The 14,577-nt window shown below is 73.6% G+C and carries 14 protein-coding genes and 1 pseudogene; 7 read left to right on the forward strand and 8 right to left on the reverse strand.

The window, feature by feature from the left end:
• Nucleotide 1 precedes the first annotated feature (1 nt).
• Nucleotides 2-955: a deoxyribose-phosphate aldolase gene (gene deoC / locus LC193_RS19795; protein WP_226078764.1), complete on the reverse strand. Its 954-nt coding sequence runs from the start codon at nucleotides 953-955 to the stop codon at nucleotides 2-4.
• Nucleotides 956-1,234: 279 nt separating this feature from the next.
• On the opposite strand from deoC, the gene LC193_RS19805 reads away from it, so the two are divergent.
• The 3 genes from LC193_RS19805 to LC193_RS19815 all read left to right on the forward strand — a co-directional run bounded on the left by LC193_RS19805 (nucleotide 1,235) and on the right by LC193_RS19815 (nucleotide 3,886).
• On the forward strand, nucleotides 1,235-1,765 hold the full coding sequence (locus tag LC193_RS19805; protein ID WP_226078771.1) for a SigE family RNA polymerase sigma factor: 531 nt from the start codon (nucleotides 1,235-1,237) through the stop codon (nucleotides 1,763-1,765).
• 437 nt (nucleotides 1,766-2,202) lie between these two features.
• Nucleotides 2,203-3,207, forward strand: coding sequence for a hypothetical protein (locus tag LC193_RS19810; RefSeq protein WP_226076030.1), 1,005 nt, complete (start codon nucleotides 2,203-2,205; stop codon nucleotides 3,205-3,207).
• A gap of 43 nt (nucleotides 3,208-3,250) precedes the next feature.
• A complete protein-coding gene (locus LC193_RS19815) occupies nucleotides 3,251-3,886 on the forward strand; it encodes a PH domain-containing protein (RefSeq protein ID WP_226076031.1) in 636 nt (211 codons plus the stop codon).
• Between the two features lie 147 nt (nucleotides 3,887-4,033).
• Here the strand turns inward: LC193_RS19815 and LC193_RS19820 are convergent, their stop codons facing one another.
• Entirely contained in the window at nucleotides 4,034-4,645 is a 612-nt protein-coding gene (locus tag LC193_RS19820) for a TetR/AcrR family transcriptional regulator (protein WP_226076032.1), read from the reverse strand.
• Nucleotides 4,646-4,731: 86 nt separating this feature from the next.
• On the opposite strand from LC193_RS19820, the gene LC193_RS19825 reads away from it, so the two are divergent.
• Nucleotides 4,732-5,157 carry a nuclear transport factor 2 family protein gene (locus LC193_RS19825; protein WP_226076033.1) on the forward strand — a complete coding sequence of 142 codons (426 nt, stop codon included), beginning with the start codon at nucleotides 4,732-4,734 and terminating at the stop codon, nucleotides 5,155-5,157.
• Entirely contained in the window at nucleotides 5,154-6,002 is an 849-nt protein-coding gene (locus LC193_RS19830; protein ID WP_226076034.1) for an NAD(P)H-binding protein, read from the forward strand. The genes LC193_RS19825 and LC193_RS19830 overlap by 4 nt, the downstream gene beginning before the upstream one ends.
• A gap of 135 nt (nucleotides 6,003-6,137) precedes the next feature.
• On the opposite strand, the pseudogene LC193_RS19835 reads toward LC193_RS19830, so the two are convergent.
• The 6 genes and pseudogenes from LC193_RS19835 to LC193_RS19860 form a co-directional block, all read right to left on the reverse strand.
• A pseudogene (locus LC193_RS19835) lies at nucleotides 6,138-6,263 on the reverse strand (DUF3626 domain-containing protein); the annotation flags it as partial.
• 40 nt (nucleotides 6,264-6,303) lie between these two features.
• The gene (locus LC193_RS19840; RefSeq protein WP_226076035.1) at nucleotides 6,304-6,972 is read right to left on the reverse strand and encodes a TetR/AcrR family transcriptional regulator; all 669 of its coding nucleotides are present in this window, start codon (nucleotides 6,970-6,972) and stop codon (nucleotides 6,304-6,306) included.
• A 67-nt stretch (nucleotides 6,973-7,039) separates the two neighbouring features.
• Nucleotides 7,040-8,128, reverse strand: coding sequence for a phosphotransferase (locus tag LC193_RS19845; RefSeq protein ID WP_226076037.1), 1,089 nt, complete (start codon nucleotides 8,126-8,128; stop codon nucleotides 7,040-7,042).
• Between the two features lie 89 nt (nucleotides 8,129-8,217).
• Nucleotides 8,218-9,957 carry a phospho-sugar mutase gene (locus tag LC193_RS19850; RefSeq protein ID WP_226076040.1) on the reverse strand — a complete coding sequence of 580 codons (1,740 nt, stop codon included), beginning with the start codon at nucleotides 9,955-9,957 and terminating at the stop codon, nucleotides 8,218-8,220.
• A gap of 148 nt (nucleotides 9,958-10,105) precedes the next feature.
• Nucleotides 10,106-10,906, reverse strand: coding sequence for a purine-nucleoside phosphorylase (locus LC193_RS19855; RefSeq protein WP_226076043.1), 801 nt, complete (start codon nucleotides 10,904-10,906; stop codon nucleotides 10,106-10,108).
• Between the two features lie 127 nt (nucleotides 10,907-11,033).
• Nucleotides 11,034-11,483 (reverse strand): gamma-glutamylcyclotransferase, encoded by a 450-nt coding sequence (locus LC193_RS19860; RefSeq protein WP_226076046.1) that lies wholly within the window; start codon nucleotides 11,481-11,483, stop codon nucleotides 11,034-11,036.
• 97 nt (nucleotides 11,484-11,580) lie between these two features.
• On the opposite strand from LC193_RS19860, the gene LC193_RS19865 reads away from it, so the two are divergent.
• Complete coding sequence (locus tag LC193_RS19865) at nucleotides 11,581-13,020, forward strand: NAD(P)H-quinone dehydrogenase (RefSeq protein ID WP_226076049.1); 1,440 nt, start codon at nucleotides 11,581-11,583, stop codon at nucleotides 13,018-13,020.
• Between the two features lie 168 nt (nucleotides 13,021-13,188).
• Nucleotides 13,189-14,157: a DeoR/GlpR family DNA-binding transcription regulator gene (locus LC193_RS19870; protein ID WP_404819446.1), complete on the forward strand. Its 969-nt coding sequence runs from the start codon at nucleotides 13,189-13,191 to the stop codon at nucleotides 14,155-14,157.
• Nucleotides 14,158-14,577 lie beyond the last annotated feature (420 nt).

Consider the following 14,577-nt stretch of genomic DNA (forward strand, 5'->3'; position numbering starts at 1 on the left):
TTCAGTCCACCGTTACGTAGTCGGGGCCGGAGTAGCGACCGGTGCGCAGCTTCTGCCGCTGCATCAGCAGGTCGTTGAGCAGGCTCGACGCGCCGAACCTGAACCATGCGGGGTCGAGCCAGTCGTCGCCCGCCGTCTCGTTGACCAGCACCAGGTACTTCACCGCGTCCTTGGTGGTGCGGATGCCGCCGGCCGGCTTGACCCCGACCTGGCGCCCTGTGGCGGCCCGGAAGTCGCGGACCGCCTCCAGCATCAGCAGGGTGTTGGCGGGGGTGGCGTTGACCGCGACCTTGCCGGTCGATGTCTTGATGAAGTCGGCGCCCGCGAGCATCGCGAGCCAGGAGGCGCGGCGGATCGTGTCGTAGGCCGCCAGCTCGCCGTTCTCCAGGATCACCTTCAGGTGCGCGTCGCCGCAGGCCGCCTTGACGGCGTTGATCTCCTCGAACACCTGGAGGTAGCGGCCGGCGAGGAACGCGCCCCGGTCGATCACCATGTCCACCTCGTCGGCGCCCGCCGCGACGGCCTCGCGCGTGTCGGCGAGCTTCACGGAACGGGCGGCACGCCCGGCCGGGAACGCGGTCGCGACCGAGGCGACCGCGATGCCCGTGCCCCGCAACGCGGCCTTGGCCTCGCGCACCAGGTCCGGGTAGACGCAGATGGCGGCGACGGCCGGGGCGGAACGGTCCGAGGGGTCGGGGGCGGCGCCCTTCGCGCACAGCGACCGCACCTTCCCCGGCGTGTCCGCGCCTTCGAGGGTGGTCAGGTCGATCATGGAAATGGCCAGGTCGATCGCGTACGACTTGGCGGTGGTCTTGATCGAACGGGTCCCCAGGGCGGCGGCGCGGGCCTCAAGCCCCACCGCGTCCACTCCGGGCAGGCCGTGCAGGAAACGGCGCAGGGCGGCGTCGGACACGGTCACGTCCGCCAGCGGCAGCGCCGGTGCTGTGGAAGGCATGCTCACCAGATCAGCATATCTACGCGCGTAGTCGCCTGTCACCGGGACGAGTGGCAAAGTCCCGCTCCGCGACGGGCAACCATATCCGGCACAACGGTGGTCGGGAGGGTGAGGGGGTGCCGCATGGAGACCGACGGCTCGGAAACGGACGTTCGCACGTCCGCGAGGATGTGCGCGGGCACGCCCGACGACCCGGGGGCCGGGCCGCCGGGAGGAGCGGGCCCGGGGCGTGGCGACCGGTTGCCGGCGGGGGCGGGACGCGGAGACCGGGACGCGGCGGTGGTTCCCTCGGGCTCCGGGGCGCCCGAGGAGACCTTTCATGCGTTCGTGCGCAGCCGGTGGCCCGCGCTGGTGCGCACCGCGTACCTGCTCACGGGAGACCGGCATCTGGCGGAGGATGTGGCGCAGACCGCGCTCGCCAAGGCGTACCGGTCCTGGCCACGCGTGCAGCGCAGTGACAACCCGGACGCCTACGTGCGCCGCATCCTCGTCAGCTGTCACAAGGACCGGTTTCGTAAACGCCGGGTGCCCGAGCACCTGACGGACATGCCGCCGGACTCGGTGGCCGCCACGGACGACATGGCGCGTGCGGACGAGCGGGAGATGCTGGCGGCAGCTCTGGCCGGGTTGCCGAAGCGGCAGCGGACCGTGGTGATCCTGCGCTACTGGGAGGACCTGTCCGAGTCGGAGGTGGCGCGGACACTGGGATGCTCGGTGGGCACGGTCAAGAGCCAGGCGTCGAAGGCGTTGTGCAAGCTCAGGGCTGTTCTGGGACGCAGCCCTGTGCCGGCGGCCTTCGGGCCGCCATGACCGGGACCCGGCTGTTCCCGCCCGAGGGGGACGCGGCGGCCGGGCCGGGGCGGCGGACCTCTCGCGGAGGTGCGCCACCGGCGGGGTGCGAACGGCCGTGCGGCGCGCCTTGCGCACGGGCGGCGGGGGCGGACGCCTCACCCGGGCCGCGCCTTCCGGGGCGGGAGCTGCCGTGCGGGTCTTCCGGTGCCCGGCCGACCGGGTGGGCGGATGCCTCCCGGGGCGGGGGCGCCCGGAGAGGAGGAGCGGCCAACTGGGCCGTGGGAGCGTTCGCGGGGCCGCCTGAGCCTTGGGCGCTCCGGGCCGCGCGGTGCAGCGCCGGGTGGCAGGGGCGCCGCTGATCGGCGGGTGTGGGGACGAGTGACGAATGACAGAAGCGGAGGCACGTGGTGGACGACGGAGGCACGCCCCCCGAGGGGGCCGGACGTGATGCCCGCATGGGGCATCACGGGGCGGGCCGGCGCCGTGCCGGCGGGCAGCGCCCGGAACGCGGCGCGGGAGGAGGGGGAGAAGACAGCGACGACACCGTGGTCGAGTCGGAGCTGAGACGGATACTGGCCGAGCGGGCGGCGGGCACGACGCCGTCGGAGGCGCCGTACGAGGCCATCGTCCGGCAGGGCAGGTCCGCGCGCCGGCGCGGCCGGACGCTGCTCGGCGCGGGGGCGGCGGTGCTGGTCGCGGTGCCCTGCATGATGGTCGGCGCGCAGCTCGGCTGGCCGGGCGAGAGTGGCGCGAGCACCGAGGCCCGGACGTCCTCACCGGCGCCGCCGTCGGTGCCCGCGTCCGGCACGGCGGGCACCGCGGACGCGGGGGCGACCGCGGAGCGGCCCAAGGGGCCGTCCGAGCCGGCGCGGCAATTGCTGGACGGCATCACGGCGGAGCAGGCCGGCCGCACGCTGGCACGCTGTCTGGAGGACTGGGAGGAGGAGGGGCACTTCGAGCCGCCCCCGGTGGAGATCGCAGACCTGCGCATCCTCCTGGCCTGGGTCTCGCAGGGCGACGACAACAGAGGCCACGAGCCCATACGCCAGGTGCTCGCGGTCAGCGACGATCCGGCCGCGCAGCCGCACGTCCAGCTCGTCTGCGGTGAGCGGGACGAGGGGGCCGGGGTGGTCGGCCGGCAGATCGCCACCGGCCGGGCCGAGGAGTCAGGGCCGCCGGTGCGGCCCGAGCCCGGGGCGCGACGGCATTACCGGCCGGCGCCGGGCTCGTGGACGACGCCCTTCCGGTGGGCGCATTTCGGTGCGGTCGATCCGGAGGTGGCGCGGGTGACCGTGGAGTACGCGGGAGCGCGTGAGGAGGCGGTCGTGGAGGCCGGCTACTTCGCCGTGGCCGGTATGGGGGAGGCGGTAGGGGAGGAGTCGCCGGTGATCAAGGGGTACGGAGCGGACGGGGCGTTGCTGTACGACTCCGCCGAGGCCCCGGCCGCAGGGCACGGGTAGTGGGGCGCGCGGACGGAAAGGAGGTTCCGGCAGAATCGGAAGCATGAGTGAGGACCAGAAGTACGCCGACCGCATCTACCGCTCCGGTTCCGCGATCGCGGCGGGGGTGCTGCTTCTCGGGCTCGCGGGGTGGCTGGGCGGGGACGCCATCCTGCGCGGCGAGGAGCGGACGCCGGTCACGGCGGCGGCGACCCTGCTGTTCGTCGCCCCACTGGTTGTCGCCTTCACTCTGCGTCCGGCCGTGTTCGCGTCGGACGAGCGGGTGCGTGTGCGGAACCCGTTCCGGACCATCACCGCTCCCTGGGGAGCGGTGGATTCCGTCCGCGCCGGCTATTCGACGGAGCTGCTCGCGGGGGGCGCGAAGTATCAGATGTGGGCGATCCCCGTGTCGATGCGCGCCCGTTCCAAGGCCACCCGGCACAACGACCAGGCGGCGTCCGGGCGGCCGAGCCGCGGCGGGCTGTTCGGGCTCGGTGGCGCCGCCGCAGGCCCTTCACATGACCCGGGGCCCAAGGTCGCGCCCGGCGACGCCGCGGTGGCCGAGTTGCGGCAGCTGGCCGAGCGGCATGGTGAGGAGAAGACGGACAGCGGCGCGGTCTCGGTGCGTTGGAGCTACGAGATCCTCGCTCCGCTGGCTGTGGGCGCGGTCGGCCTGGTGATCCTCTGGCTGACCCGCTGACCCGCTGACCCGCTGACCCGCTGACCCGCTGACCCGCTGGCGCCCGGTGAGCCGCTGACCCGATCAGTGCGTCCGGGCCGGAACGCATGAGCAGCCAAGGGGCGTCTGCGAGAGGCCGCGCTGACCAAGGACTCGCCCGTTCCTCGATCACTCCTCGGTGGTCGCCCCTTGCGGTGGGCCGGAGGCCAGGACTCTGGTGACAAAGTTCGCCAGTTGCGGCCGCAGTCTTTCCCGCGGAACGTGCTCTTCTCCGGCCAGGTGCTCGACGAGGTCGGCTCGTGTGGCGGCGAGCAGGGCGTGGGCGGTGAAGTCGCTGTCGGTCAGGCCGGGGATCTGCTCCAGTACGGCCCGGAGCAGGCTGTGCCACCGCTCGTAGTGTTCCGCCCGGTACGGGCTGCTGCTCCCGCCTTCCTCCAGGGCCACTGCCAGGCGCCGGTTGTCGAGCTTGAAGCACAGGGCGGCGTCGAGCAGGGCGAGTACGCGATCCCGCGGTGGGGTCGAGGGCCCCAGGGGTGGTGGGCCGCTCTCGATGGCCTGCCTGATCGGTTCGAGCCGTGCCTCGTACAGCGCGCGGAGCAGCCCGGCGCGATCGCCGAAGGCCCGGAAGAGGGTGCCCTTGCCGACGCCGGCCGCAGCCGCGACGTCGGCCATGGTGACGTCCTCGGGACTTTCGCGGCGGGCGAAGAGGGCGTCGGCAGCCGCGAGCACGGCCTCCCGGTTGCGGATGGCGTCCCTGCGGGACGACTGGCGTTCAGGCATGCCGCTCCTCCCCTTGGCAAAACGGACCCGCGGTCCATATCATTGAAGCGGACCCAAGGTCCGCATTCTATGACGGGAGGATACCCATGTCCGCACCGACCTCGCCGGCGGATCTGTACCGCCACAGCCTGCGACTCCTGCTCGACAAGGACATTCCCGCGTGGGTCGCCCTGTGGGCCGAGGACGGGCTCATGGAGTTCCCCTTCGCCCCCGACGGCTGGCCCCGGCGTCTGGAGGGCAAAGAGGCCATCGCCGCCTACATGCGCCACTACCCCGACCACATCGACCTGCACGACTTCCCCGACCTGCGGATCCACCAGACCACCGATCCACAGACCATCGTGGTCGAGATGCGCGGCGTCGGCCGCCTGGTGGAGAGCGGCGCTCCCTTCGACATGACCTACATCGTCGTCGTGACCGTTCGAGACGGACGCATCACCTCAGGCCGCGACTACTGGAACCCCCTCGCCGCCCATGGGCCCGGCGCCGATTTCACCGGGAGCAGCCGATGACCACCGCCGGCACCACGCTGGTCATCGGCGCCACCGGCACCACCGGAAGCCGCACCGTCGCACAGCTGACGGCCGCGGGGCACCGCGTCAAAGCCGCCAGCCGCCGGGCCACCCCGGTCGCCGGCGCCGAGCCGGTTCCCTTCGACTGGTACGACCCCGCCACCCACGCGGCTGCCCTCGACGGCGTCGACCGCGTCTACCTCATACCGCCCGTGGGCGACTCCGACGCCGCGGTGACCATGCTTCCGTTCCTCCATCAGGCCCGCATGGCCGGCGTGCACCGCGCGGTGCTGCTGAGCTCATCGGCCATCCCCGAGGGTGGCCCGGTGGTGGGAACGGTGCACCAGGCCCTGCCGGACCTGTTCGAACAGTGGGCGGTACTGCGGCCCTCGTGGTTCATGCAGAACTTCACCGGCACGCACGCGCACGCCCGCAGCATCCGCGACGAGGGCATCATCCGGACCGCCACGGGAAGCGGCCGGATCGGCTTCGTCGACGCCGAGGACATCGCGGCCGTCGCCGTCCGCGCTCTGCTCGACGAGCAAGCCCCCCGTACCGATCTCGTCCTCACCGGGCCCGAGGCACTCGGCCACGACGACATCGCGGCGATTCTCACCGAGATCACCGGTCGTTCCGTGGTCCACCGCCGTCTGTCCTACGAGCAGATGCGTGATCGCCTCACCGCACAGATGCCGGTGGAGTTCGCCGCGATGCTGGCCGGCGCGGACCGTGCCATCGCCGAGGGAGCGGAGGACCGCATCACCGACACCGTCCAGCGCCTCACCGGCCGGCCCCCGCGCACGTTCCGGGCCCTCCTTGAGCGGGAGGTGCGATGCAGCAGCTGATGTTCCAGGACACCGTGCCGGTCCGAGAACCTGCGCGATGTCGGCCCGGCCGCCTACGGCGGCTCGGACATCGGTGACATCGCCGCAACGGCCTCCCAACTCACCTCCCCGCGCGACGACGACGGCCGGCACGAGGACTGACCCGTGGATCTGTGCCTCGATGTGGCCGTCCAAGGCGTCCAGCCCGTCGGCCTCGGCCAGGCCGATCAGGGCGCAGCGGCTCGCGACACCGAAGGCCGTGGGCTCGGTCGAACTGTCGGGACATCAGCTCGCGCGCCGCTCCGCGGACGGCGCTCCGGCGCTACCGGCGAGCGCCGGCGCGCAAGCCGTCGAGCACCGTGTCCACGATCAGGTCGGCGTACGCGGGGGTGAGCGGGCGGTGGCGTTCGAGCCACGCCGCGCGCAGCGTTCCCCACAGCAGCTCCACCGCCAGGCCGAGGTCGGCGTCCTGCGGCAGCTCGCCGGCGCGCTGCGCGCTGCGCAGCCGCGCGGTCTTCATCCGGCGCATGGGTTCCTCGACGTGTTCGGCGTACCGGGAGGCCAGAACGGGGTCGTTCAGCATCTCGACGGCGAGGGCGCGCAGGGGGCCGTCGAAACGCGGGTCGTTCAGCTCCGCCACCGTCGCGCGCAGCACCGTCTTCAGGTCGGCCCTGAGGTCGCCCGTGTCCGGTAGCGCGGCGTCGTCCTGCGGGGCGGCACCGTCCTGCGGGGCGGCCTGCGGGGCGGCGCCGTCCCGCGGCGTCTCGTCCTGGAGGGCGAGCATGAGGGCGTCGAGGAGGACTGCCCCCTTCGACGGCCACCAGCGGTAGATCGTCTGCTTGCCGACGCCCGCCCGCGCCGCGATGCCCTCGATGCTGAGCCCGGAGTAGCCGACCTCGCCGGCCAGTTCGAACGTGGCCGTGAGGATGGCGCGCCGGGAGGTCTCGCGGCGGCGTGCGGGGTCCGGCGCGTGCCGTGGCCGCTGGCTCATGGCGCTCAGGCTAACAACCGCGGCGGCCCGGCCATGCGCCTCGTGCAGCGGGAGGAACGCCTCTGCCTCACGTGCCCGGGAGGGCGAGGGGCGGCCGGGCGCGCCACTGCTCCACGGCCGGGGCCAGCATGTCCCGCAGCTGGGGCATGCGGGACGTGACCGCGAGGGAACTCACCGCCTGGAGCATGCGAGCCCCGTCGAGCACGTCCAGGAGGGCGCGGTCCAGGCGCACGCCGGCGGCGTTCTCGTAGGACTCCAGCGCCGCGTCGTCGAGCATGGTGAGGTCCCATTCCACGGGGCCGAGTGCCGTGTCCTCGAAGTCGCTGAAGAGGTGGCCGTTCGCGGTCCGCAGCACGTTGTACCCGGGTGAGTCGCCGTGCAGCGCCTGGAGCCGCACCCCGGGGAAGTACGCCGCCGGAGCGGCCACCAGGGCTTCGAGACCGGCGTACTCCCGCTCGGCCCGGTCGAGGTCGGCCGTCGTGAGCAGCACAGGATCGCGCTTCAGCCGGTCGAGCAGCCGGCCGATCCCGGGGACCAGGGGAGTCAGTACGGGCAGGTCGGCGGCGCCGGGGAAGCCGGCGAGCAGCCGGTGCAGTTCCGCGGCCCAGCCGTTCTGCTCGGTGAACCGGTCGGCCAGCCGCTGCGGATCGGCCGCCGCGATGTCGGCGAGGGACAGCCGGTCGGTCTCCACGACGAACTCCCAGAACGTCAGGGACGCGTCCTCGCAGGCGACCGGTTCGCGCGGCACGAGGGGGCTGGGGCGGACGACCGGGGCGCCGGTGTCGGCGAGCCAGCCGGTGACGGCGAGTTCCCTGCGCTGCTGTGCCGCCTGCTCCTCCGGTGGCAGGAGGGTCAGGGACGGCACTCGTACCACGACCGGCTCGGGATGGAGGTGCACGAGCACGTTGAAGATGTCGTGCAGGACCCGGGGCTCACCGGGGCGCAGGCCAAGGCGTCGCGCGGCGGTGGTGGCGCAGCGCAGGGCCCGTTCCGTGCGCTGTGCGGCGAGCGGGTCGCCGCCGCCCGGCTGTCCTGCGCCCGCCGCGGCTCCGACGGCCGCGGCCGACTGGCCCGCGGCGAGCCGTGAACCGGATCCGGCGGACGACGCGGGGGAGGTGGGAGAGGTGGACGACGCGGGAGAGGCGGGAGGTGTCATGCGGGCGATGCTGCCTGGGCGCGGGCGGTCTTGTCGACACGGCTCCGCACTCTCGCGGGGACGGTGCGGGGGTGCGGAGCCGTGCCGCCTCAGCCGGCGGGCTGCGCCAGGCCCATGGCGTCGGCCAGGTCGGTCCTCATCCGGCGCAGCAGCTCCTCGGCGGCCGACCTGGCGGCGGGCAGCGCGGACCGGTCGGCCACGGGCAGCACCACCTCCAGGTACGCCTTCAGCTTCGGTTCCGTGCCGCTGGGGCGCACGACGACGCGGGCCGCCGACACCTCGCCCGTTCCGGCCAGCCGGTAGCGCAGCCCGTCGGTCGGCGGCAGGCCGGCGCCGCCGTCCGCCAGGTCCTCGGCGCTCTCGACCGCCAGCCCGGCCAGCGCGCGCGGCGGCCGGGCCCGCAGCCCGCGCATGGCCTCCTCGATCAGTGACAGGTCCGCGACGCGCACCGAGAGCTGGTCGGTGGCGTGCAGGCCGTGGGCGAGCGCCAGCTCGTCGAGCAGGTCGGCGGGGGTGCGTCCCTCGGCCTTGAGCACGGAGGCGAGTTCGGCGGCGCACAGCGCCGCCGTGATGCCGTCCTTGTCGCGCACTCCCGCGGGGTCGACGCAGTAGCCCAGCGCCTCCTCGTAGGCGAAGCCGAGGTCCGGCACGCGGGAGAGCCACTTGAAGCCGGTCAGGGTCTCGCGGAACGGCAGGCCGGCGGCCGTCGCGACCCGTGCGATCAGTGAGGACGACACGATCGACGCGGCGAGCGTGCCGCGCACGCCCCGGCGCACCAAGTGGTGCGCGAGGAGCGCCCCGAGCTCGTCGCCCCGGAGCATGCGCCACCCGCCGCGCGCCCCTTGGTCGGGGATGCCGACGGCGCAGCGGTCGGCATCCGGGTCGTTCGCGATGACCAGGTCGGGTTGCGGCACGGCGGCGCGGGCCTTCTCCAGGGCCAGGTCCATCGCGCCCGGCTCCTCCGGGTTGGGGAAGGCGACGGTCGGGAAGTCGGGGTCGGGCTCGGCCTGTTCCGGTACCGCGACCGGCCGCGGGAACCCGGCGCGCGCGAACGCGGCCTCAAGCACGGCGCCGCCGACCCCGTGCAGGGGCGTGTGCACGACCGCGGCGGACCGGGGCGAGCCGGGGGCCAGCGCCGCCGCCGTCCGGGTCAGGTACGCCTCCACGATCTCCTCGCCCAGCGTCTCCCAGCCCTCGTCGGGCCGGGGCACCGTGGCCAGGGGGCCGACGGCGGCGATCGCGTCCGCGATGGCCGAGTCGGCGGGCGGCACGATCTGGCTGCCGTCGCCGAGGTAGACCTTGTAGCCGTTGTCGCGCGGCGGGTTGTGGCTCGCCGTGACCGCCACGCCGGCCGCCGCACCGAGGTGGAGGACGGCGAAGGCGAGGACCGGGGTCGGCAGCGGGCGCGGCAGCAGCGCGGCGCGCAGACCGGCGCCGGTGACCACGGCGGCGGTGTCACGGGCGAACGCCGCGCTCTTGTGGCGGGCGTCGTAGCCGATGACGACCAGGGGGGCGCGCAGGCGCTCCCCGTCCCGAGCCGCGTGCGCGCCGGCGCCCGTCGTCGCGTTCGCGCGCAGATAGGCGGCGAGGCCCGCGGCGGCGCGGATGACGACGGCCCGGTTCATGCGCAACGGCCCGGCGCCCATCTCGCCGCGCAGCCCCGCGGTGCCGAACTGGAGCGTTCCGGAGAAGCGGTCGGCCAGGTCCGCTCCCGCGTCCCGGTCCCCGGCCTCGGCGGCGGACAGGAGAGCGGCCAGCTCCGCGCGCGTGTCGGGGTCGGGGTCCTCGGCGAGCCAGGCACGGGCTCGCGTGATCAGCTCGTTCGCCATCGCTTCTCGCTGTATCCGTTCCTGTGTCGGAGGGGTGGTCGGGCCCGTCGCCGGAGGGCGGACGGGGGCGCGCCGCGGGTTCCCCCGGCGCGCCGTCGCCAACCCGCGCCGCTACGCGCGGCCTGCGCGCGGTGCCGGCCGGCGCGGGTCAGATGCGGTCGAGCAGGCGTGCCAGGAGCGTACCCATGCGGGTGGCCGACTCCCGGCCGGCGCGAAGGACCTCGTCGTGGCTCAGCGGCTCGCCCGTGAGACCGGCCGCGAGGTTGGTCACCAGCGAGATGCCGAGCACCTCGGCGCCCGCCTCCCGGGCGGCGATGGCTTCGAGCACCGTCGACATGCCGACGAGGTCGCCGCCGATGGCCCGCACCATGCGGATCTCCGCCGGCGTTTCGTAGTGCGGCCCGGGGAACTGCACGTAGACGCCCTCTTCGAGGGTCGGGTCGATCTCCTGGCACAGCGCGCGCAGGCGGGGCGAGTACAGGTCCGTCAGGTCGACGAAGTTGGCACCCCGGATGGGGGAGGCGGCCGTCAGGTTGATGTGGTCGCTGATCAGGACCGGCTGACCGGGGCGCATGCCCTCGCGCAGCCCGCCGCAGCCGTTGGTCAGCACGATCGTCTTGCAGCCGGCGGCCACGGCCGTGCGGACGCCGTGCGCGACCGCGGCCACGCCGCGCCCCTCGTAGTAATGGGTGCGCCCGAGGAAGACCAGGACGTGCTTGTCCCCGATCCGGTGCGAACGGAGCGTGCCCGCGTGGCCCTCGACCGCCGGCGGGGGGAAACCGGGCAGTTCGGTCACGCGGAACTCGTGCCGCGGTTCCCCCAGCGCGTCGGCGGCCGGGACCCACCCGGAACCCATGACCAGGGCGACATCGTGCGTGGCCACGCCGGTCAACTCCCGGACCCGCGCGGCGGCGGCGTCCGCCGAGTCCTCGATATCAGAAGCGTTCACGCGCTGAGCCTAACCGGTTCCTGCCTACGCGCGTAGACGAAACGTGCCGCCGACAGCGCCCCACCGCCGGGTTCCGGTCGCGGGAAACGGGCGGGTGACGGGCCGCACCGCCGTTGCCCCGCCCTCGCTAGCAGGGGCGCTTGCGCAGCTCCATGGCGTAGTCGTGCGGGGCCCCCGCGGCCTCGGCCGCGTCGGCGATCTCGCCGAGGTAGCGGGCCGAGGGCAGGCCGCCCTCGTAGGCGTTCAGCACGTAGACCCAGGCGGGTGTCGTGCCGTCCAGGGTCTGCACCTGGACGCGGGCGCGCCGGTAGATGCCCAGGCCCACGCCCTCCCACCGGTCCATCGCGTCCTCGTCCATCGGGGCGATGTCGTACAGCGCGACGAACACGTCGGAGCCGGGCGGCGCGCCGTCGTTCTCGACGATGGTGGCCAGCGCCCCCTCCCAGCCCATCTCCTCACCCCCGAAGGTGAGCCGCCAGCCGGTGATCCAGCCGGTGCCACGCAGAGGTGAGTGCGGTGCGCGACGGGCCATCAACCGCGGGTCGAGGTTCCCGGCGTAAGCGGCGTAGAGCGACATGACCCTGAGCGTACGGGAGCGACGGGAGCGGCAGGCAGAACCGGCCCGCCGGGGCCCCCGGGGCGAGAACGGACGAGTCGTACGAGACACTGGAAAGGTGACTCGCATCGTGATCATTGGTGGCGGACCCGGCGGCTACGAGGCGGCACTGGTGGCCGCCCAGCTCGGCGCGGAGGTGACCGTCGTGGATTGCGACGGCCTCGGTGGTGCCTCGGTGCTCACCGACTGCGTACCCTCCAAAACCCTGATCGCGACGGCCGAGGTGATGACCGGTTTCGACTCCTCGCGTGAGGAGCTGGGGATCGAGATCGACCATGACGGTGACGGGATCGGCGACACGGTGCGCGGCATCGGTGTCGACCTGGGCAAGGTGAACCGGCGCGTCAAGCGCTTGGCGCTCGCCCAGTCGCACGACATCACCTCGTCCGTCACGCGCGCCGGCGCGCGCGTCCTGCGGGGGTACGGCCGGCTGCTGCCGAACCCGGAGGCCGACGGCTCGCGCCGGGTCTCCGTCGCGGGCGCCGACGGGGAGGAGCACGAGCTGGCGGCGGACTGCGTGCTGATCGCGACCGGCGGGCAGCCGCGCGAGCTGCCCGACGCGCGCCCCGACGGCGAGCGCATCCTGAACTGGACGCAGGTCTACGACCTCAAGGAGCTGCCCAAGGAACTCGTGGTGGTGGGCTCGGGGGTGACCGGCGCGGAGTTCGCCGGGGCCTACCAGGCGCTCGGGTCCCGGGTCACGCTCGTCTCCTCGCGGGACCGGGTGCTGCCGGGCGAGGACCCGGACGCGGCGGCCGTCCTTGAGGACGTGTTCCGGCGCCGCGGGATGAACGTGATGGCCCGCTCGCGTGCCTCGGCCGTCGAACGCGAGGGCGACCGGGTGCGGATCACGCTGACCGACGGGCGCGTCGTCTCCGGCACCCACTGCCTGATGGCGGTGGGGGCGGTGCCGAACACCGGGGGCATCGGCCTTGAGGAGGCCGGGGTCAAGCTGCGGGACTCGGGGCACATCTGGACGGACAAGGTCTCGCGGACGACGGTCCCAGGGGTCTACGCGGCGGGTGACTGCACGGGTGTGCTCGCGCTGGCCTCGGTGGCGGCCATGCAGGGCCGGATCGCGATGTACCACTTCCTGGGCGACGCGGTGGCGCCGCTCGACCTGGGCACGGTCTCCGGGAACATCTTCACCGATCCCGAGATCGCCACCGTCGGGTACAGCCAGTCGGACGTGGACGACGGCCGGATCGACGCACGGGTGGTGAAGCTGCCGCTGCTGCGCAACCCGCGCGCGAAGATGCAGGGCGTGCGGGACGGCTTCGTCAAGCTGTTCGCCCGCCCGGGCACCGGGATCGTCGTCGGGGGCGTGGTGGTCGCGCCGCGGGCCAGTGAACTGATTCATCCCATATCGATCGCTGTTGACAACAGTCTGACGGTGGAACAGATCGCAAAAGCGTTCACTGTGTACCCGTCTCTGTCCGGGTCGATCGCCGAGGCGGCCAGGCAGCTCCATACCCGGAAACTCGCCGGGGAACAGTAGGCACTGGTCGTCACTGGTATCACGGGAATGCGCCCCTGGCATATAGCACGCCGGGGGCGTACGCATAGTCAACTTCGGTAATTCCTCGCAACCGGCTGAAACAAGATGGTCGTTGGGGTTACTGTCGGTTCCGTGTTCGCTGCAGAACGTCGTCAGATGATTCTCGAAATGGTGCGAGCCAACGGAGCCGTGTCGCTCCGGGAGCTCGCCCGCGTTGTCCAGACCTCGGAAGTGACCGTGCGGCGCGACGTACGCGCCTTGGAGGCAGAAGGACTGGTGGACCGCAGACACGGTGGTGCGGTCCTGCCCGGGGGGTTCACCCGGGAGTCGGGCTTTCCCCAGCGCGCCATGGCGGCGACGGCCGAGAAGGCCGCCATCGCGGAGTACGCGGCGGGGCTGGTCAGGGAGGGCGAGGCCATCGTGGTGGGCGCGGGCACCACGACCCAGGAACTGGCCCGCAGGCTCGCCCGGGTGCCCGGGCTGACCGTCGTCACGAACTCCCTGCTCGTGGCGCAGGCCCTGGCGCACGCCAACCGCGTCGAAGTGGTGATGACAGGAGGAACTCTTCGCGGTTCGAACTACGCGCTGGTCGGCAGCGGTGCGGAGCAGTCGCTCGTCGGGCTGCGCGTCAGCCGGGCGTTCCTCTCGGGCTCGGGGCTCACGGCCGACCGCGGCCTGTCCACGTCCAACATGCTCGCCGCGAGCGTGGACCGCGCCCTGGTGCGTGCGGCGGCCGAGATCGTGGTGCTGGCCGACCACACCAAGCTCGGCGCCGAGACGGCCTTCCAGACCGTGCCGACCGACCTGATCACGCATCTCGTGACCGATCAGCCGCCTCCCGAGGGCGAACGGGCGGAAGCGGAGCTTGAGGCCCTGGCCGATCAGGGCGTGCGCATCTCGGTGGCCACGGCGGGCCAGCCGGGAGCCCAGGGCGGAAAGGCGGGGGCGCAGGAACGGGTCGAACGAAACGAAAGGGGTGAGCGGAACGAGAGGGGTGAACGGGGTGACCGCGGCCCGGACGGGGCGCGGCGCGATCTGCCCCTGCCCGCCCCGCGGGGCGGCGGGCACTCGGGACTCACGGCCTCCGCGCCGCTCGGTCAACGGATCTCCGACCTGACGCCGACCCGCCGCCGCTAGGGCGTGCGGAACGTCCCGCCTGCTCCGCGACGCCTGGGGCGCGCGCTCGCCGCGTTGTCGTCGATCGCCCGAGTACAGGCAGTACGAGGCCGACGCTCCGCCGTGCGATCGCACGCACCGGACGCCGCGGAGCACGCCCCGCGGACGGAGGGCGCGCCTTCAGGGCAGGCCCTCGGCCGTGTCCCCCGGGGCCTGCCCGGCCCGCCGGGCGCGCGACGCGGGTGCCGCCACACGCCCCGGCGCCAGGGCCGCGACACTCCGCCTCGCGGCGCACCGCACGTGACGGCGCGCGCCGTCACGTGCTCATCGGCGGAACGGCGCCAGGCCGGTCGCCGCCGGCGGGGCGTCGTCCGGGCGGGCCGGTCACCGCCCGGACGGGCTCGGCCGCCGGCGGCTCCGCCCCGACGGGGGCAGAGCCGG

The organism is Streptomyces marincola (genome assembly GCF_020410765.1).
Taxonomy (GTDB): domain Bacteria; phylum Actinomycetota; class Actinomycetes; order Streptomycetales; family Streptomycetaceae; genus Streptomyces; species Streptomyces marincola.